This window comes from Alteromonas sp. 14N.309.X.WAT.G.H12 (assembly GCF_036697315.1).
Taxonomy (GTDB): domain Bacteria; phylum Pseudomonadota; class Gammaproteobacteria; order Enterobacterales; family Alteromonadaceae; genus Alteromonas.
Window position 1 is genome coordinate 5,219 of the sequence record NZ_JBAHZB010000047.1, and the last position, 23,343, is coordinate 28,561.

General features: G+C 45.9%; 21 protein-coding genes. 12 read left to right on the plus strand and 9 right to left on the minus strand.

Annotated features, from left to right (window positions below; genetic code table 11):
* Positions 1 to 429, plus strand: a 429-nt coding sequence (locus V5298_RS12620) for a hypothetical protein (RefSeq protein ID WP_332931807.1), incomplete at its 5' end; no start/stop codon positions are given.
* Between the two features lie 44 nt (positions 430 to 473).
* On the opposite strand, the gene V5298_RS12625 is transcribed toward V5298_RS12620, so the two are convergent.
* Positions 474 to 944 carry a DUF2798 domain-containing protein gene (locus tag V5298_RS12625; RefSeq protein ID WP_332931808.1) on the minus strand — a complete coding sequence of 157 codons (471 nt, stop codon included), beginning with the start codon at positions 942 to 944 and terminating at the stop codon, positions 474 to 476.
* Between the two features lie 98 nt (positions 945 to 1,042).
* Here V5298_RS12625 and V5298_RS12630 point away from each other — a divergent pair, with 98 nt between their 5' ends.
* Both V5298_RS12630 and V5298_RS12635 read left to right on the plus strand, forming a co-directional pair.
* Positions 1,043 to 1,468, plus strand: a complete 426-nt coding sequence (locus V5298_RS12630; protein ID WP_332931809.1) for a MarR family winged helix-turn-helix transcriptional regulator — start codon at positions 1,043 to 1,045, stop codon at positions 1,466 to 1,468.
* A gap of 413 nt (positions 1,469 to 1,881) precedes the next feature.
* Entirely contained in the window at positions 1,882 to 2,283 is a 402-nt protein-coding gene (locus V5298_RS12635; protein WP_332931810.1) for a VOC family protein, read from the plus strand.
* Positions 2,284 to 2,289: 6 nt separating this feature from the next.
* On the opposite strand, the gene V5298_RS12640 is transcribed toward V5298_RS12635, so the two are convergent.
* Entirely contained in the window at positions 2,290 to 2,814 is a 525-nt protein-coding gene (locus V5298_RS12640; RefSeq protein WP_332931811.1) for a YgjV family protein, read from the minus strand.
* 428 nt (positions 2,815 to 3,242) lie between these two features.
* Here V5298_RS12640 and V5298_RS12645 point away from each other — a divergent pair, with 428 nt between their 5' ends.
* Positions 3,243 to 6,410, plus strand: coding sequence for an EAL domain-containing protein (locus V5298_RS12645; RefSeq protein ID WP_332931812.1), 3,168 nt, complete (start codon positions 3,243 to 3,245; stop codon positions 6,408 to 6,410).
* Between the two features lie 77 nt (positions 6,411 to 6,487).
* Positions 6,488 to 7,198 carry a DUF1499 domain-containing protein gene (locus tag V5298_RS12650; protein ID WP_332931813.1) on the plus strand — a complete coding sequence of 237 codons (711 nt, stop codon included), beginning with the start codon at positions 6,488 to 6,490 and terminating at the stop codon, positions 7,196 to 7,198.
* 85 nt (positions 7,199 to 7,283) lie between these two features.
* On the opposite strand, the gene V5298_RS12655 is transcribed toward V5298_RS12650, so the two are convergent.
* On the minus strand, positions 7,284 to 7,754 hold the full coding sequence (locus tag V5298_RS12655) for a DUF3718 domain-containing protein (protein WP_332931814.1): 471 nt from the start codon (positions 7,752 to 7,754) through the stop codon (positions 7,284 to 7,286).
* 520 nt (positions 7,755 to 8,274) lie between these two features.
* Here V5298_RS12655 and V5298_RS12660 point away from each other — a divergent pair.
* The 4 genes from V5298_RS12660 to V5298_RS12675 all read left to right on the plus strand — a co-directional run bounded on the left by V5298_RS12660 (position 8,275) and on the right by V5298_RS12675 (position 12,119).
* Positions 8,275 to 9,495 (plus strand): YjgN family protein, encoded by a 1,221-nt coding sequence (locus tag V5298_RS12660; RefSeq protein ID WP_332931815.1) that lies wholly within the window; start codon positions 8,275 to 8,277, stop codon positions 9,493 to 9,495.
* A 5-nt stretch (positions 9,496 to 9,500) separates the two neighbouring features.
* Positions 9,501 to 10,532, plus strand: coding sequence for a M48 family metallopeptidase (locus V5298_RS12665; RefSeq protein ID WP_332931816.1), 1,032 nt, complete (start codon positions 9,501 to 9,503; stop codon positions 10,530 to 10,532).
* Positions 10,533 to 10,657: 125 nt separating this feature from the next.
* Positions 10,658 to 11,518: a glutathione-dependent disulfide-bond oxidoreductase gene (gene yghU / locus V5298_RS12670; protein WP_332931817.1), complete on the plus strand. Its 861-nt coding sequence runs from the start codon at positions 10,658 to 10,660 to the stop codon at positions 11,516 to 11,518.
* 139 nt (positions 11,519 to 11,657) lie between these two features.
* Positions 11,658 to 12,119, plus strand: a complete 462-nt coding sequence (locus tag V5298_RS12675; protein ID WP_332931818.1) for a hypothetical protein — start codon at positions 11,658 to 11,660, stop codon at positions 12,117 to 12,119.
* A 54-nt stretch (positions 12,120 to 12,173) separates the two neighbouring features.
* Here V5298_RS12675 and V5298_RS12680 read toward each other — a convergent pair whose 3' ends face one another.
* Positions 12,174 to 13,130, minus strand: coding sequence for a sugar-binding transcriptional regulator (locus tag V5298_RS12680; RefSeq protein ID WP_332931819.1), 957 nt, complete (start codon positions 13,128 to 13,130; stop codon positions 12,174 to 12,176).
* Between the two features lie 2 nt (positions 13,131 to 13,132).
* Complete coding sequence (locus V5298_RS12685; protein WP_332931820.1) at positions 13,133 to 13,816, minus strand: HAD family hydrolase; 684 nt, start codon at positions 13,814 to 13,816, stop codon at positions 13,133 to 13,135.
* 616 nt (positions 13,817 to 14,432) lie between these two features.
* Between V5298_RS12685 and V5298_RS12690 the strand changes: the two genes are divergently transcribed.
* The 3 genes from V5298_RS12690 to V5298_RS12700 all read left to right on the plus strand — a co-directional run bounded on the left by V5298_RS12690 (position 14,433) and on the right by V5298_RS12700 (position 18,834).
* Positions 14,433 to 16,148, plus strand: a complete 1,716-nt coding sequence (locus tag V5298_RS12690; protein ID WP_332931821.1) for a hypothetical protein — start codon at positions 14,433 to 14,435, stop codon at positions 16,146 to 16,148.
* A gap of 9 nt (positions 16,149 to 16,157) precedes the next feature.
* Positions 16,158 to 17,651 (plus strand): mannitol dehydrogenase family protein, encoded by a 1,494-nt coding sequence (locus tag V5298_RS12695; protein ID WP_332931822.1) that lies wholly within the window; start codon positions 16,158 to 16,160, stop codon positions 17,649 to 17,651.
* 295 nt (positions 17,652 to 17,946) lie between these two features.
* On the plus strand, positions 17,947 to 18,834 hold the full coding sequence (locus V5298_RS12700; RefSeq protein WP_332931823.1) for a 5'-methylthioadenosine/S-adenosylhomocysteine nucleosidase: 888 nt from the start codon (positions 17,947 to 17,949) through the stop codon (positions 18,832 to 18,834).
* A 37-nt stretch (positions 18,835 to 18,871) separates the two neighbouring features.
* Here V5298_RS12700 and V5298_RS12705 read toward each other — a convergent pair whose 3' ends face one another.
* The 4 genes from V5298_RS12705 to V5298_RS12720 all read right to left on the minus strand — a co-directional run.
* Entirely contained in the window at positions 18,872 to 19,750 is an 879-nt protein-coding gene (locus V5298_RS12705) for a hypothetical protein (RefSeq protein ID WP_332931824.1), read from the minus strand.
* The gene (locus V5298_RS12710) at positions 19,747 to 21,525 is read right to left on the minus strand and encodes a sodium:solute symporter family transporter (RefSeq protein WP_332931825.1); all 1,779 of its coding nucleotides are present in this window, start codon (positions 21,523 to 21,525) and stop codon (positions 19,747 to 19,749) included. The genes V5298_RS12705 and V5298_RS12710 overlap by 4 nt, the downstream gene beginning before the upstream one ends.
* 12 nt (positions 21,526 to 21,537) lie before the next feature.
* Complete coding sequence (locus V5298_RS12715) at positions 21,538 to 22,677, minus strand: Gfo/Idh/MocA family oxidoreductase (RefSeq protein ID WP_332931826.1); 1,140 nt, start codon at positions 22,675 to 22,677, stop codon at positions 21,538 to 21,540.
* A gap of 42 nt (positions 22,678 to 22,719) precedes the next feature.
* On the minus strand, positions 22,720 to 23,343 hold a 624-nt coding region (locus V5298_RS12720), incomplete at its 5' end, for an enolase C-terminal domain-like protein (protein WP_332931827.1).

The following is a 23,343-nucleotide window of genomic DNA, read 5'->3' on the forward strand; positions in this document are numbered from 1 at the left end:
TTAGCGGGCTGCACCATGGACAAGGCCACGTCAGTGGCCGCAACTGAGCCCGCCGATGGGACAAATACACCTGGGGTGACCGAAAAGATGGTGAGGGAAAATACTCACGGTGGTGAACAAACTGTTAGCCAAACTGAACACCCTTTGTACTGGATCACTCAGGCCGATGCGGTGGCGGATGCAGAGCGTGCCATTGCACAGCAGGATAAACGATTTTTAGCTTTTGGTGGTCGGGTTATATCCTTGCCGGGTATCGATATGGCGCAATATCCACTGAAGGTGATTAGTCAGACATGTGGTTATCGGGTACTTAAAGGCACCTCCGATACCTTGCGGGTGGGTGAGTCCACGGCTTATCGTAGTCAAGCCCATGCTTATGCCAGTCGTTACAATCAGCGCATTTTAGCCGCGTGTCCCTTGCCCCAATAAGCGCCTGTCCCCCCTTGGCGCCCTCAACAAGCCACCGGCCCCAATCAACTTGCCATAAATTGATCTAATTTAGGTTTTAAGAACACGGACATCACTATTGCCATGCAAAGTCCAAAGGGCAGAGCGGTAATAAAAGCCTGACTCCAGGCGAGCAAAAAGGTGTTCTTATCGGCATAGCCAATGGTATTGGCTGTGGTAGAAAGTGCCATCACCGACTCCATAATTACTGCCATGGTTAATCCCGTCACCACTTGCTGATGTTTTTTACGGCTGTTAGGCATACTGATTTGGATAAGCTTGCTAACCACCGTCATCATAATGTAACCGGTAGGGACCATGACTAATGCCGCGATGCCAAATGATGAAAACCAATCAGTCATGAAAGTTTCTGTGATCCCCACATTCTTGTAGGTCATGATCCCGGTTAATGCACCGCCCACAAAGAGGATAACAGAAGCAATAACCATAATTTTTTGATATAGCGGTCGTTTTTGCACTTGTACTGAGGTTGTCATTTATTCTGTCACTTATTGTCTACATTTAGTATGATTGATAAAAGCAACTATATTGCAATATAGATGACAATGTCAACTATATTTATTTTGAGGATGATATGACGGTCAATACCATTGAAGCCACGTTCCATTTAGCCCATGCCATTAAGCAGCAGTTTTGCAGTGAACTGGATGCAAGAAAATTAAATATTACGCCCATGCATGGGCGGGTTTTAAAAATTATTCATAAAAAGAAGACCACAACGGCTGTGGATATAGCTGGCTTTTTTAAGCGGGATAAAGCACAAATTACCCGTTTGGTGACCCACCTTATCGCCCAGGGATTGGTAAAAAAAGAGGCCAATCCTCATGACAAACGAAGTCAATTGTTGGCCTTAACGCCCCAAGGCGAAGCACTACAAGAGTCGTTATTTGCGTTTTCCCAACAGATGCAGCAGCAAATGACTCAGGATATTGACCCAGAAGCGCTGGCGACCTTTGTGAAGGTTGCCCAGAAAATGACAGATAATATGGCAGATAAGTGATCCCACCCTGATACCTTTTTGCCCACATGCTCAAAAGCCAGGGAGACGCTACATCCATGATCGCGGAAACGCCGATCCCAACGAAAATCATATAAAGGACATAGTTCATTCACGTCTGAGTAACTAATTTTGAATTTAACTTGCTGCTACTGTGCAACGTTAAGTTAATAGTGATTATGGCTATTGCTATCGCACCCTAAAAAGGCCGACAATTTGCGTGATGGTTTAAGACATGTGGCAGTATGTACCGCCCGAAGCCATTTAGAATGCTCTGATTTCGTTGTTTGATGGGATTGGCTGCGTCAAGGGGCATTAAAGGTGAATTGCCCTTCAAACGAGTCAAGGGAAAAGATGCGCGTAACACCATCTCAGTGGAGTGACGCTGTTAATTTTATAAAATATTGGACCTAAATATGTCGCAAGTCGTACAACAAAAAATTGCCAACATCGCGTTAATGGTTAAACACTATGATGAGGCCATTGCCTTTTATACACAAAAGCTGCAATTCACATTAGTGGAAGATATTCCATTAGACGATGACAACCGCTGGGTTCAGATATCGCCGCCCCATGCCAATGGTACCTATTTGTTGTTGGTCAGAGCCGATACCGATGAAAAGCGCCGTGCCATTGGAAATCAAACCGGGGGCGCGGTATTTTTAATTCTGCATACCAATGACTTTTGGCGGGATTATCACAACATGAAAGAACAGGGTGTGACGTTTGACGAAGTGCCCCGGGAAGAGCCCTATGGCACTGTGGTTGTTTTTCAAGATTTGTATGGCAATAAATGGGATTTACTGCAACCGAAATAAGGCTATCTAGTCGCTTACCGGATGGCTTGATAACTGTCGTTTGAGCTTAAACCAGTACCAGGAATTTGACAGGGCAAATAATAGCTCTGTCAATGCCAGTCCCCAGGTGTGAGTCAGAAGTCCGTAAATCATAAAATTTGTGGAACCCACAATCATACAAATACGCAGCCCCGCCTCCTTGCAGTAGAGTTCACCAAAACGGTAAGTCATAAAAGTAAAAACAGGCATGGTGGATAACAGCCCAGTTTGATGGGTGATGACATTAATGACCATGACGATGACTGTCATAACCAATAAACTCAAATAGGTGGCTAGGGGAGACAATAGTTTCTGCTTTACCAGTCGATAAGTGGTGCTTAACCCCGCGATGGTGATCACGATGGCGCCGCCCCAAGCCTGCTCGAAAACCAACAAAGAGGCAATCGAGATACAAAGCCCTAAATTCAACAGCAGCAGTTTTCGCTCCGTATTTGACCAGAAGGATGCCAGTGCAAATACCAGTGGAAACCCATGCAGCAGAAATGCAAACATTTGGACCAGCCTTAACCATGAAAAACCGTGTAGGGTAGTGCAGAGGATTCTAGTGATAAACCCCGACGATGCCAATAAGTTTCACCTATAATTAAATAAAAGGGGGAACTTCCTTTAACTAAAATAAAAACACTTTTCACCGAGACCGGAAGATTGTAATCTCATCATTAGCAGGTATCTGATAATTCTATAAAAAGCCGGTAACAAGAGGAATAAACCGGCATTACTATCTTGGTTTTCATCTTTTGCGGGAAAATATTGATCTGCATCAATTAAATTGAGGCTATTATTCAAGAGGCTCACTTTCTGCACCCGATGAATTCATCTACTATGCAGTGCGTTGTTGGCCACTGTCTTTTTGTGAGTAACGCTATTTTCATATTCAGCTGTTTGGCGCCTGAGGCTATGCAGCATACCAAAGGTACATAATGTTTTTTAAAACGCTTCATTCAAGACTAACATTACTTATCGTTATTGTTGCTGTACCTGGGGTAGGCGGGCTTATCTATGAATCGGTGAAGGAACGCCAATACGCCATTGATCTGGCTAATCAAAAAGCGCTAAATACTATGGAATTGACCATGGATTTCCAGGCTTTTCTTATCGAAGAAACCCAAGTGTTTCTGCGCAACCTGGTGTCTTTTGATGAAGTGCAATCTCCCGACTCCCCTCAATGTAGTCAGTTTTTGCAAAATGTACTTAAAGTTAACAGTCGCTATGTGAATTTAGGGGTGCCCTTGGCATCCGGTGAATTACTGTGTAACGCCACATCATTACGCTACCCCGTTAATGTGTCTGACAGAGATTATATCCGTGATGCTATGGATTCAAGGGGCTTTTCCATTGGTGAATATCAGGTCGATCGGGTAACCGGTATCGCCAGTGTGAATTTTGCGTATCCTGTCATTCATCCCGATGACAACAAGATCGTTGGGGTGGCAGTAGCGGTTATTTCGCTGAATTGGTGGAGCGATTTTCTTTCCAAGTCCAATTTGCCTGAAGGTTCCCATGCCTATATTACCGACAGAGAACAAAAAATTATTGCCAGCTATCCGGCTGATCTCAGTATTTTAGGGGTACGGTTAAGTCGCATAGAATCGGATATTAAATTATCTCAAACTACTAGCGAAAACCCATCCCCGAAAATACTTACTTCATTTCAGAATGGTCGGGTGTTTGTGTCTCGCCCTCTTATTGACGGCAATAACAGCATTCAGATTTCGGTGGGTATTCCATTCGATGAACAGTTAAAGGCCATTAATCAGCGTTTTATCAATGCTGCCCTTTTCCTTGGTGTATTAATTCTTTCTTTGACGTTCATCGCCCGCTGGGGGATCCGTCGAACATTACTTTCTCCATTAAAGCGGCTGTTAAAATCGGCTGAAAATTTAGAACAAGGAAAAGCGGTTGAACAAATAGAACAACACGGTGCTAAAGAACTTGTGGCCTTACAGCGTCGGTTTAATTCTATGGCCAGAACACGCATCAAAGCAGAGCAAAAACTCATAGAAAGTCAGTCATCGCTTCAGGAAAGTGAAAGAGAATTGTCCGGGCATATTGAAAATACCCCCTTAGGGTGTATTACCTGGGATCGCAATATGATTTGCACTAAATGGAATCGCTCTGCTACCCGCATTTTCGGTTATTCCGCAGAGGAGGCCATTGGCAAGTCAGCCAGTGAGCTGATTCTTTTACCTGAAATGACGACGATGCTTTCATCGGTGTTTCGTCAAATCGTCAGTGATCGTAGCGGCCATCGAAGAAGTAACAAAAATAAAACGAAAAGCGGGCAGATTATTACCTGTGAATGGTACAGCACGCCAATTGTTAACCAACAAGATGATGTGGTGGGGGTGACGTCCTTAGTGCAGGATGTAACGACCAATAAAGAGCTGGAGGAACGATTAAAACTTGTGGGGACGGTTTTCTCTCATGCCCGAGAAGGCATTTTTATCACCGATCCCAATGCCCGCATCATTGAAGTGAATGATACCTTTATTTCCATTACCGGTTACAGTCGTGACGAAGTCATAGGGAAAAACCCGAGTCTTCTTAAATCGAACCTACAATCAGAATCTTTCTATAAAGCCCTATGGGCGTCTTTAGATGAAAAGGGCTATTGGACCGGTGAAATATGGAACAAGCGGAAGAATGACGAAATATACGCGCAATTGCTTACAATTAGTGTGGTGAAGGACGAGCAAGACAATATTAAGAATTACATTGCTATTTTCAGTGATATTTCCGATGCCAAAGAACAGCAAAATAAACTGGAAAAAATGGCGCACTACGATGTGCTCACCAATCTGCCAAATAGAACCCTATTGGCGCAGCGATTAGAACATTCACTGACGCAAGGAAGACTAGAGCAAAAATATGTTGCCGTGGCGCTACTGGATTTAGACGGCTTCAAAGAAGTCAATGATGAATACGGCCACGATGTTGGCGATCGATTGCTATTGGCATTATCAAACAAATTACAAGGCGCACTGCGTGAATGCGATACGTTATCGCGTTTCGGTGGGGATGAATTTGTGGCCGTGTTGGCGAATCTCACAGAAGCGGAAGAGGCAAATGCCCTTCTTAACGGGCTGCTTAAGGCTGCCTCTGAGCCTGTGACCATTGACACCTATACCATTCAACTATCCGCCAGTATTGGTGTTGCCTTATATCCTAAAGATCATACCGATGCGGATCAGTTGATTCGCTATGCAGATCAAGCAATGTATTTGGCAAAACAGAAAGGCAAAAACTGTTATCACCTGTTTGATATTGATACTGAAGATGCTATTAAAGCGCGACACGAAAAACTCGCCAGAATTGATGAAGCGTTAAGAAACCGCGAGTTTATATTGTTCTACCAACCTAAGGTTAATATGCGAACGGGAGAGATCATCGGTGTCGAGGCGTTAATTCGTTGGCAACATCCGGAAAAGGGGCTTCTTTCTCCGGTGCACTTTTTACCTATTGTGGAAAACCATCAATTGAGTATTGATATTGATGAATGGGTGATTGATGAATCTATTGCGCAGATGAGCCTTTGGCAGCAAGCGGGTATCCATTTGTCAGTGAGCGTTAATATTGGTGCAAAGCAGATCCAACAACCTTATTTTGTTGCCGATCTAAAAAAACGTTTAGCCCGCCGTCCGGATGTTAAACCTGGTTCATTAGAGCTGGAAATGCTGGAAACCAGTAAGTTAGATGACTTAAAGCATGTCGCCGATATTATGAGTGAATGTGTCAAATTAGGGGTGAGTTTTGCGATTGATGATTTTGGTACAGGCTACTCATCACTGACGTATTTGCGTCGCTTGCCCGCCAGCATGATAAAGATTGATCAGACATTTGTTCGCGATATGCTTGAAGATGCTGATGATAAAGCGATTGTTAACGGGGTGATTGCACTGGCGGTATCCTTTAGCAGGCAAGTGATTGCCGAAGGGGTAGAGAGCTTGGAGCACGGTAAAGTGTTGATGGAAATGGGCTGCGAACTGGCTCAAGGTTACGGTATCGCCAGGCCAATGCCCGCAGAAAAAATTCCCCAATGGGCAAATGAATGGACAACTAGCGCCAAGTGGACACAGAATTTTAATTAAAACAGATTCTTATTTCGCGTCACCGTGTTATTTCTGGCATGATTGTTAACATCTCTTTGCTGTTTGGAATAAAAATCGTGAACGTCCTTGTTATTGTTGTCGCCATTGTTGGCTTATTCATGGTGTTATTGCCTGGCCCCTTGTATAAGTTTGAATTACTTGATTTGCATCCAGCATTTACGTGCTTACGGTGGGGCGTTTGTGTCGGCATTAGTGCTCTGGTGCTTCTCATTGTCCAAGCCTTATTTGTACGTAAAACCATGCGCGCAGGTACTACCATCGCTACCTTAGTCAGTGTGCTGATTTCAGTGGGGATCCCGCTACACTTAATGCAAACTGGCCGTTCGGTTCCGCCTATTCATGATATAACCACCGATGTGAATATGCCGCCAGCCTTTGTGGGTGTGTTGCCAGCACGCAGTGGTGCTATTAATCCACCAGACTATGACGGCGACGAAGTTGCGAGCCAGCAAAAAGAAGCGTATCCAGATATCAAAACCCAGGTTTTTCAGGCCGATTTTGAAACCGTGTCCATGGCGGCCCAAGCCGTTATTGATGATCTTGGTTGGACACTCGTTACCCAAAATACCCGCCCCAATACCCTCGAAGCGACCCACACCTCTTTTTGGTTTGGGTTTAAAGATGACGTAGTGGTACGGTTTACTCAGCAAGGAACAAAAACTTTGGTGGATATACGTAGTAAATCTCGGGTGGGACGTAGTGATTTAGGCGCAAATGCCGAGCGGATACGCGCATTTCAAAGTAAACTAAAAGAACGTTTAGAATAGACACAAAGATCAAAAAAGCCGCCAGCAATCCTGTCATGAACACAGGTGTATTTACTGGCGGCTTCAGGCTTTTTAAAAAAAGCGCTTATTCTTCGGCAGTGGCATGAACAACCACGTTTTCGGTTTGATATTGACGGGCGAAAGCGGCGATAGTTCTGTGGTTACAGATAATATTTTCCCCTTCCAGATCATGTTTCTCTAGCGCTTTCTCCGCCCCCATTCGGGTGGCATCAATACACGCCTGAGAGGCGACATCTTCATCTTTCACCCTTAGGGCAATCACGTTGCTAGGTTCTGCCACGGCGTTATTTGAATATTGATGAGAAAAGGCGCGTAAGCTCATGCCATTGCATGACACTGTGGTACTAAATTCTGAAAAATCTTTTCCGTTCTCTCTGACTAACTTTCTTGCTGCTGTGTACCCTTCATTGGCCGCGGTAACACAGGCGAGGGTTTCAAGATTGTCGTTAACAGGTTTCAGAATCACTTTTTGTGCAAAAGCTTGCACAGATGAAACTGAAAGAGTAAGTGCAATGGCGAATGTAGAAAGTTTCATAATGATTCCTTGAAAGTGTAATAAAACAAGATTTCTCTGTGTCGATGGGGATATTATGAACAAAAATTACCAGAAATAAAGCATTTTCTGTAATAAACTTACAGAAAATGCTTTATTTCTGGTTTTATTACGTGTTTTATGAAAGTTTGTTACATTTCGTTATCTTAATGGTAAGACTGTTTGCAAATGCAACATGCTGCTTACTGCCTATAAGAATTACACTAGGATTACCGTGAAGGATAAATGCACAGTGGGGTATCCGGTAGTAAAGGCCACTTATATACCTCAGACGTGATTGGGATCCGTAGGGGGCAAAAATTTGTCTTAACCCACCTTGAACAATCCCGTGTCCATTGGTTTTTACACCGTACCTGGGGTTTTTGTTTGTCCTAAAATTTACACCGTACCTGGGGTTTTTGTTTGTCCTAAAAAAAGTTGCTGCAAGCAATGCTTTTAAGTATGTTTATGTTTTATTTGCTGAATTTACATAAACTTGGAGTCATAACAGGGAGCAGTAAACATGGATTCGTCTATAGACTATAGTCAATATTCACTGTCTGAATTAAAAGATGCGCGACGCAGTATTGATGCACAACGCTATCCAGAGCGGGCGGCAGAATTGGAGCGCCGAATTGCGGCGTTTTCAGCCCAGGCCGCGAGCGAACCGGCGTCAGTATCCCGTGAGCAAAATGACGTGCTTCGCCACTCACCGGTTACTTTTTACGGTAGTACTGGCGAGTATTTCTCTATTTGGATTGTGAATGTATTGCTGAGTATTGTCACCTTGGGTATCTATTCGGCGTGGGCCAAAGTTAGAACCAACCGCTATTTTTATGCCAATACGGATATCGACGGACACCGTTTTACCTATTTGGCGACTCCGCTACAAATTCTTAAAGGTCGCCTCATCGCGGTCTGTTTATTTGCCTGCTATTTTCTTCTTAGTTCATTGCATCCGCTGGCCGGCGCAATAGTGGCGCTCACGCTAGCGGTATTGACGCCGGTGCTTGTGGTACTCAGCTATCGGTTTAAGTTGCGTATGACCGCATACCGACATGTACGTTTTCATTTCGATGGCAGCATCAAACGGGCTTTTGTGGTGTTGCTTTTACTGCCAATCGCCAGTGTTTTTACTTTGTATACCATCTTGCCCATCGTATTGAAGAAAATTGATGCGTATCTTATCGATGGCAGCGGCTATGGTGACCGTCAATTTTCTTCGCGTTTGAGTACTGCCGAGTATTATGGTAGCGGTCTTGGCGCCCTGGGGATCGCCATGGGCATCTTTATGGTTGGAGGATTGTTATTAGGTGTGTCCTTCACACTTTTAGTCACTGAACGTCCCACGGATGAACTACAAGAAGGAATGGTAAGCTTACTTAGCATGGGGTTTTTTGCACTGTATGGAATAGCTTATGTTTTGGCTTCCGGATTTTATTCTGCCCGTATCCGTAATCATATTTTCACCCACACAGGTGTTGAAGGCGTGGCAGAATTTTCCTCAAATGTGGGAGTTTGGGCGCTTATCTGGCTACGAGTTAGCAATATGTTAGGGATCGTCTGTTCATTGGGTTTAGCTATTCCCTGGGCACGGGTTCGTAGCGCTCGCTTTTATGCCAATGCGACCCAAGTGGCTATTTTGCCGGGCATCGAGGAGGTGGTAGCGGATGATCCCAGTAAGGTGGGGGCGCTGGGCGATGAAGCGGCAACCTTGTTTGATGTTGATGTGGCATTAGGCTAAATATTGTGCCAACAGTGAAAGGTTTTTTTTATTCCGCTAAAGGGGGACCGGCTCTGCCGGTTCGCTGCAGTTTGGAAAATGACCACTTGGTTGTTCGTTATGAGAACAACAACACCTTGTTAGGGCAATACCCATGGTTATCTTGTGTGGCCGAATCTAAACTGGGAAACCTGCCTCGGGAAATTTATTTACCGCAGGGTGATAAAATTGTCTGTGAAACATTTCACGCTTTGGACCAATGGTTGGATAAGGGAAAGGGCGCGACCTTGTTTGCCATGGAAAGTCAGCGTAAATGGCTTATTGTCAGTTTATTGTTGGTGCCGTTAAGTTTATACGGATTATTGGGTTTTCTTCTACCCTGGGCTGCGGTGAACTTTGCCGCATACGTACCCGAAAGTGTGAAACACATGGCATCTAAACAAACATTACAGGTACTGGATTATTCCATGATGGGGCCTTCCCAGTTGCCCTTAGCCGAAAAAGAGCAAATACGGGCTCAATTTAATCAGGTGTTGGCCGTGATCCACACCCGGCATAAGGCTTTTAACATTGTTTTTCGGCAAGGTGGGCCATTGGGGCCTAATGCCTTTGCGTTACCTGATGGCACCATTGTCTTTACTGATGAAATCATTAACTTGGTTGATAATCAACAAGACTTACTCGATGCAATATTATTACATGAAGTCGGTCATGTTGAACATAATCATTCCATGCAGATGGTGGCTCAGTCGTTGTTTGCTACCATCATGATTAGCACCTATTTTGGTGATGTAACCGGGGCGTTAGATCTTTTTATGGGGGTGGGGAGTACCGTATTACACAACCAGTTCTCTCAGGAGCATGAATGGGAGGCTGATAACTACGCCCTTGCCCAATTAAAAGCCATGCATAGAGATCCTGCTATCTTTGCTCAAGCGATGGAAAAATTGGCGTTACTGATGCCATCGACTAATGAAAGTGTCTCCCAATGGTTTTCATCCCACCCGCGTATTGAAGCACGTATTGAAAATGCCAGTAATGGCGACGCAACACCCTAGCATTTATGTTGTTTAGCGCTGTGTTGGGTAATTGGTCGAACATCTCGGGCGGGGGGTGTTGATATTTACCCTTCTAAAGCAATATGTAAGTTTAGTTACCCAACCGTTTAGCGCAGAGGAAAGTTATGACCAACGAAAACAACTACACGCCACCAAAAATATGGCAAGCACCAGAGGATGACGGCAATCGCTGGGCGAGTATAAACCGTCCCGTTTCCGGTGCTACCCACAAAAAAGATAGGCCGGTGGGTGAGCATAGCTTGCAGCTGTATTCACTGGCCACGCCAAACGGGCAAAAGGTCACCATCTTGCTTGAAGAGTTGCTGGCGGCGGGGATTAAAGAGTCGGAATATGATGCGTGGTTAATCGACATTGGCGAGGGGGATCAGTTTTCTTCAGGATTTGTTGATGTGAATCCAAATTCGAAAATTCCGGCTTTGGTTGACAGATCCACCACACCAGAAACGAAACTGTTCGAATCCGGTTCCATTTTGCGTTATCTGGCAGAAAAATTTGATGCCTTTATTCCAAAGGAACACCATGCAAAAGTGGCCTGTTATAACTGGTTATTTTGGCAAATGGGCTCTGCACCTTATTTAGGGGGCGGCTTTGGGCATTTTTATCACTATGCCCCATACCCGATGGAATATCCCATTAACCGTTTTAGTATGGAAATTAAGCGCCAGCTTGATGTGTTAGACAAACATCTGGCAAACAATGCATTTATGGCCGGAGATGAATACAGTATTGCTGATATTGCCATCTGGCCATGGTATGGCAATCTGGTGATTAATAATTCCTACAATGCCGCCACTTTTTTACAGGTACATGAATATACACATCTGGTGGCATGGGCAGAAAAAATCGCCCAACGTCCTGCGGTTAAACGTGGGCGTATGGTAAATCGTACCAGTGGTGATGAAGGTTTTGTGGAAAATCGGCACAGTGCTAAGGATATTGACGATGCTCTCAATGCCGCCGATTAATGTCATCTAATGAACAAATAATGAAGGATTGTTAAGGTTTACTAAAATCTTACACAAACGGGCGCAACTATTAGCGTTGATCCCACCACTAATAGATGGTGATTAACGCTCGACCCCGAGCCCTAAAGACGAAAATTATATGAAAAAAACTCTCCTTCTACCTTTGTGCGTCGCACCGGTGCTTATACTTAGCGCCTGTGCCAGCAAGCCCGAACCTGCGCCGGAAGAACATGCCTTGTTTGTGACGAATATTAAACCTGATGGTTCTAAAATGTTCAGTTTTAGTGTTGAGATGCAGGCCGATAAAAAAGGTGGATCTGGCGGAGGACGAGGCCGACCACCAGGCGGTGGCAGCGGTGATGGTATGGGGCCACCTCCGGATCGTAGTGGTGGTAAAGATAATGGAAAAGGTGACGAGGATAAAACCGAGAAGGTGTTCCAACTGCTCGATATGAAACTGGCAGAAACCGGCTATTGCCGAGAAGGGTATATAGAGATAGATACCTATGAAACGGAAAAACGGATAAATATTTTGGGTGAATGTAACGAATCGGCTACCGATGAAGACAAGCGCCAGTTTGTGAACCAGTACGGTTATTAGTGTGATAGGTGGTGAGCGGCGTCTCACCACCTTATTGAGCGAATTTTGTTACCACTAGGCTGTTAATAAATAAGCCGCCGTTGTTTCATTGGTAATAAGGGCGTTGATCAGTTTAGAGCGAAGAGCACCTAATATAGCGTTGCTCTTGTTCAACCCAGCGGCAATGCCTACCACCGGTTTGTCTGACGATAAGGTCAAAGGCGTGCTGGTTACCCGTCGATTGATTTCACAATCAACAATGGCGCCTTCCAGATTATAAACCCAACTGATAATTTCCCCCGCAGCGCCGGAAACGGCAAGTGTGCCCATTTCATCGTTATCAATAAAGCCGTCTACATGCAAAGGCGAGCTTTGACCCAGATTGCCGATACCAACAAAGGTGACATCGGCCCGTTTTGCCAACATTAGAATGCGGGCGATGTGTGCCTGCTGATGCAATTGCTGGCGTTCTTCTTCTGAAGAGGCGATTACCGGTAACGGCATAGGATAATGTTGTGCTTTAATACGATCGGCTATGTGCACGGCCACATCATAACGTGTGGCAGCGCCATCACTGGTAATATTACCGACCAAGGAAACGATTTTGTGTTGAGGGCAATGCATAAGGGCAATTTCATCGGCGCAGGCCCGCAGTACTCGTCCGGTGCCAAAGGCGATGGTTTTAGGCGTATCTGATTTGAGCTCTCGTTCAATGACTGCGGCTCCGGCCTGTCCTAACCCCAGGGTGGAATTAGGATCGTCGTTTAATGCCGGCACCACATCACAAAACTTCAGTCCAAAGCGTTGTTTTATGGCATCTGCAAGCTCCATACAACGGGCAATGGGATGATCCAGTCTTACTTTAACCAGCCCCTCTGAAACCGCCAATGCCACTAAGCGTTGGGCGCTTTGTCTGGAGGTATTCAGTCGTTTAGCAATATCATCTTGTGTCTTACCTGCGACATAATATAACCAGCCAGCCCTGGCTGCATCGTCGAGACGTTGATTTTCCTGTTGTAACTTCTTGCTCATACTTATTCCGTGTCTTTTATAGAATGATGTTTTAATAATGCGGGAAAACGCGCCCTAAATGCCTGCCAACTCGATACACTTGCTTCATCGGAATCGGAGCGCGCTAAATATTTTAGATGACTGGCGCCGGTAAAACGTAACACTTGGGTACCGGCTGCATGGGCGGCTTCTAATCCGGCCGGTGAATCTTCAATGACCAGACAATGGGCCGGCGCTACGCCCATGCATTGGGCGGCATAGAGAAACAAATCCGGTGCCGGCTTGCCACGTTTCACCTGAGATCGGGTAAATCTGTGGTGAGGAAAAAATCTATCCAGTGAGGTGCAAAATAATGCCTGACTGGTGCGTTCTACAGGACTACTGGTGGCCAGACAATAGGGTACGGCTAATGCCTTTAACAATGAGGTGATCCCTTCAGTGGGCTGTAAATGCGCACTAAAGGATGCCAGTAAGCGCCGATGGAACATGGCAAAATCGTCGGGCTTTAATGTGATCCCGAAATCACGTTCCACGCATTGTTCAACGATTTGCACACTTTTTCCTAAAAACTGATCGACGAAATAGGCGGGGGTAAGGGTTGCCCCACGCTCTTTGAGTACCTGTTGCCACATTCTCATCGCCAATACCTCACTGTCAATGAGCACGCCATCACAGTCAAATATTATAAGTTGGATGTCCTTTTTCATGTATTTACCCTTTACGGGGAAGTCGTATTCTTGTTTTATAATAAAGCCAGCACCTTAATTCTGTTTTGTGTCTGGCGGCGCAAAAGCTCAACGGCATTACTTTTGGATATTACGGTTAACGATACCCAGATACCACCTTATCTTTTTTGACAAGGTGGTGCTTTGCCGCTTCGCCTAACCCCGCTTTTGTCAAACAGGCCCAATCTTATCTGTGATTATCTCGTATACAAACTGTGTCCTTTTATTGTTAAGAGCATTAGCTCATGATGTGATTTCATGCTCAACTATGTCATGTTCGTGGTCAAGGGTTGTTTACGTTTGCCTAACAATTAGCCACTGCCTTATTAGGTTTTTTGTGAAAAACGCATTAAAAACAAATTTTTATGGTGTTTTTCCCTAGTTTTATGCATTTTTTAAAAAGGTAGCCTAGGGAACTGTTAACTATTGCTTAACGATTGCCCTGTTAATTCTGTTTACATTTTGAGGATATTATGTAACTATCCGTGCGGGCTATATCTCATAGGTAGAGTAAATGCCCATTAGTGCGACGAACGATATAAAAAAGACTCGTTGCAATTGTCAGCCAGATTTTATGTGCAAATGAAGCGAGAAAAATATGAGTTCGACTTCAAATAAGATTGATATATCACAGATTAGTGACGAGCAACTTCCCGTTGCAAAGCACCAGCTAAAAGGCTGGAAACACTTCATGGGTTTATACGCCGGTGAACACGTCGCTGCCACAGAGTTTGTCTTTGGCGCTACCTTTGTTGCCCTCGGGGCGACGATGACAGATATTTTGCTTGGTTTGCTGGTGGGTAATCTATTAGCCGTACTGAGCTGGACACTTATTACCACGCCTATTGCGGTAGAAACCCGTCTTAGTCTGTATACGTATTTGCAGAAAATTGCTGGCGATTCAATGACCAAGTTGTATAACTGGGCCAATGTCGTCATTTTTACCGTTATTTCTGCGGCCATGATAACCGTTTCGGCCACCGCCGTCCGGTTCGCTCTAGATATACCTGCCCAACTAAACTGGTATCCTACCAATATGGCATTTGTTGCCGTGGTGGCTGCTGTGGGGGTTATTGTGGTTTTGGTGGCCATGTATGGCTTTAATGCTGTGTCGGATTTTTCTCGAATCTGTGCTCCTTGGCTGTTTACCATGTTTATTGCGGGTCCACTGATTTTGATGCCCGTGTTGTCTGATGCGGTTATTGGTACCACCCTTGTCAGTAGTTGGGCTGATTTCATGGAAATCGGTACATCCTCGGTATGGACAGGATTAACACCAAGTGGTGAGCCTGGCATCGGCCTGATTGAAGTGATTGGCTTCTCTTGGGCAGCCAATACCATTACGCACTTTGGTCTTATTGATATGGCGTTACTGCGCTATGCTAAGCGTAAGCGCTATGGATTATGTACCTCTGCAGGCATGTTGTTTGGTCATTATATTGCTTGGATCTCAGCCGGTATCATGGGCGCGGGTACGGCCATTTTAGTTCAAAAATCCATTGTTCAGCTTGATCCGGGTGATGTTGCCTATCATGCCTTGGGTTTATCTGGGTTAGTCATTGTTATTGTGGCGGGTTGGACAACGGCGAATGCCAACTTGTATCGTGCCGGTTTGGCGGCGCAGGCGATTTTCAAAGATAAATCGCGGAATAAAACCACCGCGGTGGTCGGCGCGGTTACCGTATGTATTGCTTGTTTCCCGTTCGTCTTTACAAAATTACTGCCGTTGCTCACCTATGCGGGTTTATTAGTGGTGCCTGTTGGGGCCATTGTGTTTGCCGAACATGTTATTTTTCCGCGGATCGGTTACACCCGCTACTGGGCACAATTTAAAAATATTACCCATAGTACGCCAGCGGTAGCAAGCTGGGGGTTAGGTTTGGTTTTCGGTTTTGGATTAAATGCGCTGGATGTGATTTCTTTCTATTACCTGTTTATTCCTACGTGGTTCTTCACCATTGCGGTGTATACCGTACTGGCTGGGAAATATGGTGCCAAAGAAGATTACACCCAGGAAAAAGCAGAACTGAATGCGTTTTGTGAGCAAGTGGAAGCCTATCAGACTGAGCAGGCTGTAAAGCTGCCTGATCATATTGATGATACTTCCGTGGTTAGCCGTTTGTTACGCTTTGTCTCTGTGGCCAGTCTTCTTGTGACTATCGTCATGGCAGCAAATACCTTCCTGATGAGTGGTGATATGGCACATTATGAAACTAACCGGGACCTGTTTTTCAATCTGGGTTTTGCTTGCACACTAATATACTTTTCTACGGCTTATTGGGCGATGCGTCGCCAAAAAGCACTCGTTAAATAAGGGGTTTATATGCAACCGCAATCATGCATTTCACTAGGCAGGGATAAGTTAAACCAATTACCTGAGCATATTGCTATTCCTGGTTATCCGGTGGAAAACGTCACGGCAGGTATTGTACATGTGGGTGTGGGCGGATTTCACCGTTCACATGAAGCCATGTATGTGGATGCTATTATGGAAAAAACCGGTGACTTATCCTGGGGAATTTGCGGCGTCGGTCTGCGTGAAGGCGATCGACGTATGCAAGGGATCCTTGCTGCGCAGGATCATCTTTACACCTTGGTTGAAAAGCATCCAAGTGGTGAGCATAAAGCGCGGGTTATTGGTGCCATGACAGACTTTTTAATGGCCGCGGATGACCCCACGCGTGTGATCAATCAAATGGCATCTGAGGACACTAAAATTGTGTCGCTGACTATTACTGAAGGGGGATACAACTTTGATCCTACCACCGGTGATTTTATTGCAAGCAATGAAGATGTTCAGTTTGATCTTGCCAATCCAGGTGCGCCAAAAACCGTCTTTGGCTTTTTAACCGCGGCGTTAAAACAACGCAAAGCGGCAGGGCAAACGCCTTTTACCATCATGTCTTGCGATAACATTCAGCATAACGGTGATGTGCTTAAGAAGATGTTGTTGTCCTTTATTCGTCTTAGCGATGGGGCATTTGCCAGTTGGGTTGAAGAAAACGTGTGTTTTCCTAACTCCATGGTGGACAGAATCACGCCGGCAACTGTGGATGCTGATAGAGAAAAATTGCAGGAAATGGGAATTTCCGATGGCTGGCCGGTGGTGTGCGAACCTTTCCATCAGTGGATCATCGAAGATAAGTTTTCTGATACCCGTCCTTTATGGGAGCAAGTTGGTGCCCAGTTTGTGCCTGACGTGGCCCCCTATGAAAAACTAAAACTGCGTATGCTCAATGCCGGTCATTCGGTGCTGGGATTGGTAGGTTCTGTGGCTGGTCTGGATACCATTCATGGCGCCATGGCAGAGCCTAAATTACGTGCACTGTTATCTGCCTTTATGAGTTTGGAAGTGATGCCTACCTTAGATTCGGTGGACGGCATTGATGTGGAAGACTATAAAGGTGTGTTGCTATCCCGTTTTGCTAACCCCTATATAAAAGATGCGCTGTCACGTATTTGTCTTGAAAGTTCAGCAAAAATCCCCGTATTTTTGTTGCCTACGGTTAAGGATAATCTTGCGCAAAACGGCCATATCCAGTTAAGTGCACTGACCATTGCCGCGTGGTGTTATTACTCGGATAAACATACCTCTGAAGATGGCAAGCCATTACAGGTTCAAGATGCTATGTCTGAACAATTGCATCAGGCTGCCGCAAATACGGGCCATGATCCATTGTCATTTGTGAAATTAGAGGCGGTTTTTGGTCAATTGGCTGAGGTGGAAGCGTTTCGCAATGCATACCTACCATTGGTAAAACGCGTATACAATGGCGAACCCATACTGGACATCGCCACATCGCTATTATCTTTATAAGAGGCTTCTTGTCACTAATCGTGTCTGAAAACGTCAGTCAGTTAACATGCTGACTGACGTTTTCTGTTCATAGATATCTATTTTTCTTCTGTATTTCCCATCATGGTGAATACGTGTCTGTGTGCCATAGGGCGCTACATACCCGGTGTATCGAGTAAATCATCTTACAAGATCGCAAACATATCTAAGCTTAGCCTTACCGTTTCTTTTCAAAAACAGGATCATAGATGTGATGTTCAAGCCGTCAGGGTATGCTTACATACAAATAGTCATGTAATCAAAGAGAGCAAATTCCATGAAACGGGTTGTTAGTCGCTTTTTATGCTTGTGTATTGTGATGATAAATCTGCTTGTTGCCCAATGGGCAGTGGCGCAAGATGGGGGGAAGGCGGTTATCGTTGCGCCAGTCAACACACCTCAGCCACCGGTTATGATCCAGGGACCCATGCCCATTGAAGCTGAGTACTTTGCGTCTTTGCTGGCTGATGTCAGGGTGGAGTATTCGGGAAATGCGGTATTTTATCGCGGCTTATTAAAAGGCTACCCTGTGGTCGTGGTGAAAACCGGTAAGGGGCTGGAAAACACGGCAGCGGCTACGGCAATCGGCATTAGTCGATATCATCCACGGCTTATTATCAATCAGGGCACCTCGGGGGGACATGATCCTGCTTTACAGGTAGGAGACATTGTTTTAGGTGCCCGTAGCGTGAACGCAACGAACTTTAAAACGCCAAAACGTCAGGCAGGGGAAGGCTCGGAGCCTTTTGATTGGGTACCGATGGACTTGATGGCCTCTGAAGGCAGCGCTGGAGAAGGAGCAGGGGCGAGGGATGCAGAGAAAGCCCGTTATTACGCCGGTGATCCTGCGCTAATCGAATTGGCGCTTTCACTGAAATCCAGCTATACCCGAGGCAAAGTTGTAACCGGCACCATCGGCAGCGGTAATTTTTGGAATAATGAGTTAGATCGTATTCATTGGCTTCATGAAACCCTTGGCACCAGTGTCGAAGAAATGGAAAGTGCTGCGGCGGCGCAAATTGCTCACGCTTACCAAGTGCCCTTTCTGGGGATCCGGGTTTTATCTAACAATCTGACCAATGAGGGCGAGTATGATTCCTCCACGGCCCGATCTTGTCAGCAGTTCGTGAAAATGGTGGTAGAAGCGTATATTGATTCAATATAAAAAAGCGGCGCCTCTGATGAAGTGGGCCGCTTTTTCGCTAATTTGCTGATGTTGCCATGGGCCTTGTGGCTGCTTGTTGTACTGCTTTGTAGTCCACTGACTCCACAAATCCGAAGGACACACGTACCGGTGAGCTTAAAAACTTGTCCTTATTTTGGCGGCCAAACCCGAGTACGGTCATAAAGGGGCGGCTTACATAATCGTCAGGAAGGTCGTCATCTTCATGTTTTAGAAAGTACAGCATGCGCGGGAAATTTTTGTCACCAAAGGCAAACCATTCCGGCGCGGGTAAGTCGCCGCTAAAGGCGTCCTCGATAGGGTGCTTGTCAGGTGAGGCGGAATTAAACCAAAAGTCGGTTTTATTCATTTCGCCGCCGGGTACACCTTCATACTGGATCCAATACTGATAACCGGGACTGACTGTTGTCATAGTAAAGTCGCAGCGGGTGGGGTAGAAATCCCATTGGCCTTCCCATTTTCCATTCTCTGAGGTAAATACAATACGCACATGATTCGGTGCGTGGATGGTGATCTCACTGGTGGCGGGATCGGTTCCGGCATTCATGGCATGAAAGAAGTTGCCGTCTTGTTTATGTACGGCATTGGGAAAGCCGCGATATTCCCCTTTCCAGCCCGAGCCTTTGATATGATTAAACCCTATCCAGTCTATGCCATCCTGGTCCAAGAGGCTGGACAGGCCACCACCGGATTTCTCCAGATAGTAGGTGGCATTCTCTGTTGTAATAATATAAGCCGGTAACCCACCGGCTGAGGTATCCACGCCATGGGTAAGGGTAACGGCAGACTCGGAATGTGTCCCCTTGCAACCGACGTTGAGTGCCAAAAAGACGACCAGGCAAGTACCTTTAACCGCGCCTAGTACAAATTTTTTGAAGGAAAGTCCGGGGACGCTCATGTTAGCTTTCCTTCTGTTTGGGGGGCACTAAGCACAGGTCGGGCGCTGTATTTTAATAAACAGCCAATGGCAAACATCACCAGGCCACAACCTAGAAACACCAAGCGGCCCCACATAGGATTAGGAATGGCCATCATTGCCACCATACCCACGCTCATAATGATCACCATAAGACCAAGCTTGTTACGCTGCTGGCGGTCATAGTCGTCCTGTTCAAAATCCGCGATAACCGGCGTTTCCATATCTTTGAAAAAATCATCGGTTTCGGTGCGGTGGGCATCATTTTGCGACTTGTAAAAGAAGGTGGTGGCACAAAAGAACCCAGCGGTAACAAAAAGGTGGGCAACAATCATGAGCATCAGTCCCACATCAACGGATTCTCTGCGGGTGAAACCTTGTTCGAGTCCAATCCACTGAGCAAACACATCCGGGGTGATAACATAGGTCATGATCCAGGACACTGTCAGACCAAGGGCAACGGTGATCCACGGTGCCCATTGGGGGGTCTTTTTAATAAACAGGCCAAAAATAAGGGGAATAAGCAAGGGCACCTGGATCATGGTGGACACGTTCATCATCAGTTCGAATAGGCTAAGTTCTTTGAGGGATTTAAAGAACAAGGCAACCACAATGACCAGAATCCCACTGATAAAACTTATCACACGGCTAACCCGTAAAAGGTGTTGGTCTGTGACGTCCGTTTTTCGTTTTAATAGAAAGGGTTGGTATAAACTACGTACAAAGATCCCCGCGTTCTTATTGAGTGCGGAATCCATGGAAGACATGGAGGCGGCAAACAATCCGGCTAACAGTAGCCCCACGGTTCCCACAGGCATGGCGTTGCGTGTAAACACCAAGTACACGGCATCACCGGCTTTGTTGCCCAGTTCCGGGTAAGCAGAAGCGGCATCAGGATATAAAATGGCCGAGGCCCATGGGGGAATAAACCAAATAATACTGCCAATGCCCATCAGTACCATGGCCAACAACGCGGCTTTACGTGCGTTAACGGAGTCTTTAGCGTTGAGGAAACGAAAGGAATCGTTGAGGTTCATGATGGTAATTAACTGTTTGGTTAAAAAGAAAATAAACGTACCAAACAAGAGCACGCCATAATTCATATCCGGCCCCATCACAAAATCTACCGGAAAGTCGTTTACCAAAGTAACAGGTCCGCCAACTTTGATTAAGGCGACAATGGCGCAAGCAATAGAAATCACTGCCACAATCAGGGTTTGGACGAAATCGGAGGCCACAACCCCCCAGGCACCGGATAGCACCGAAACGAACAAAACCGTTAGCCCTGTGATAACAATGGTTAAGCTGATATCAGCATTAAAGACGGCACTGGAGAATACACCGAGTGCGTTAAGCCATACGCCGGCGTTGATCATGCTAAACACAATTAATGCCCAGGAAAAAAACTGCTCGTTTTCAGGGCCAAAACGTCGTTTTATGCCTTCGGTGGGGGTGTCTACCCGCATTTGCCGGAAGCGGGCTGAAAAATACAGCCAGCCACAAAAGTAGGCAAAGGTATTGGCAAAGAACACCAAACTGATGGCAAAGCCATCGGTAAATGCTTTGCCTGCGGCACCGGTAAATGTCCAGGCTGAAAACTGGGCCATAAAGGCCGTGGAGCCAACCATCCACCATAACATACGACCACCACCGCGAAAGTAATCGCTGGTGGAGTTTTTCGCCATAGACTTAAATGCAAAACCTATTCCCAGGATCAACAAAAAGTACCCTGCGATTACCAGATATTCATATATCATGAGACGGCCTTTTTATTGAAGGTGAGTTACATCTACCCAATTGTTGTTTTGTCGAATCAAATCGATTAACTGCTGATATTGGGCACCTTCTTTAAAGGTTTGGTAGGGCGCCACGGCTTCTCCCTTGATATCCTGCACCAGTTCTCGAATGAGGTAGCGCCAGTTGCGTTCGGTGTCACCTTCGCCTTCAGGCTGGTTCTTGGCAATATCATCAGGCAGTGGGGTTTCAATCCACTGACCATTTTCATCGTACAGATACAGTGGGCCGCTGGCATAATGACCCTTGATATATATTGCGCCCTTACTGCCATAAATGACCACGTGATCTTCGTTAAAACGCGGGTGAAGCCCGCCATGTTTAAATAAGACGGAAACTGGTTTTTTGGCAAACTCGCTTTCAATTTGGGCCAGTACGGTATACGACCACTCTACGTTGGACTCTCCCCATTTCAGGTTAGGATCATGAATGTCCTTAGGAATAAATTCCCGACGCTTTTTAAAATTGTGCACGCCTTCCACAATGGGTGCTTTTTCCAAATCGTCTCTGACTTCCCCCATAATAGAGAGGATCTTCTCACCCACGATGGAGGTGACGATAGACAGTTTGTGGGTGAAGTTATTGTTTAACCGGCCGCCGCCGTCTTCGGCGCGGTGTGACCAGCCAAAGGGAATGTGTTTTTCCAGATTAAAGTGTGAAATGCATTCAATCTCTTGGGGTTCACCAATGGCACCTTCGGCCACAAGGCGTTTAGCGTGGATCACATCAGGCATATAGCGGAAGCTGGCAGCAAAGGCTGTTTTTACGCCTTTTTGTTCGGCGAGATCGGAGAGTTGTTTCGCCGAAGGGCCATCCGTGGTTAAAGGTTTGTCACTGAACACGTGGCAACCGGCCTCGATGGCATCAATAATGGCTTGCTGGTGGGCGCCACCGGGCGTAGCGATGGAGACAATATCAGGTTTAAGCTGGGTTAATGCCTGTTTCCAGTCGGTGCCGGCAAAGGGAATGGCCATTTCTTTGGCCACCTTGGTAACGACACTTTCAGTACGTCCCACCATGCCGATGACGTCCACGCCAGCGTAGCGGAATGCCTCTGCATGACCTTGTCCGGCAAAGCCTGTGCCTTGAATTAAAACGGTTAGCGGTTTATTCATTTTGTATTCCTTCTTTGTATCGCGCTGTCTATTTGTGCGTCATTACCAATGCCATGCGGTGCCGTCTTCTAAACGGCTAACGGGAAGGTATGAACGCTTGTAGGGGTATTTCTCTGCCGCTTCTTCATTAAATTCTACGCCCAAACCGGGAACGTCATTTATCAATACCATGCCATCGCTTACGCTAAAATTGTGGGTAAATACCTCATTGAGTTTTTCATTACCAAAACCCACAAATTCCTGAATGCCAAAATTGGGTGCCCAGATATTCAGATGCATATGGGCAGCGAAACAGACAGGGGAGAGATCCGGCGCGCCATGGGGGGCGGTTTTTACATTATATAAACTGGCAAAATCAGCGATGCGGCGCAGAGCCGTGATCCCCCCAGCGTGGGTTGCCGCGGTACGAATGTAGTCGATAAGCTGATTTTGAATGAGATCTTTGCATTCCCATAGGGTGTTATAGGTTTCGCCAATGGCCAAAGGGACGGTGGTGTGATGTCGAATCACATTATAGCTATCCTGATTTTCGGCCATGGCCGCATCTTCTAAAAACAATAAATTGTAGGGCTCAAGCAGCTTGCCTAAACGGGCGGCTTCGATGGGGGTCAGGCGACTGTGCACATCATGAAGCAAATGGATGTCGTTACCTAAACGCTGACGCCC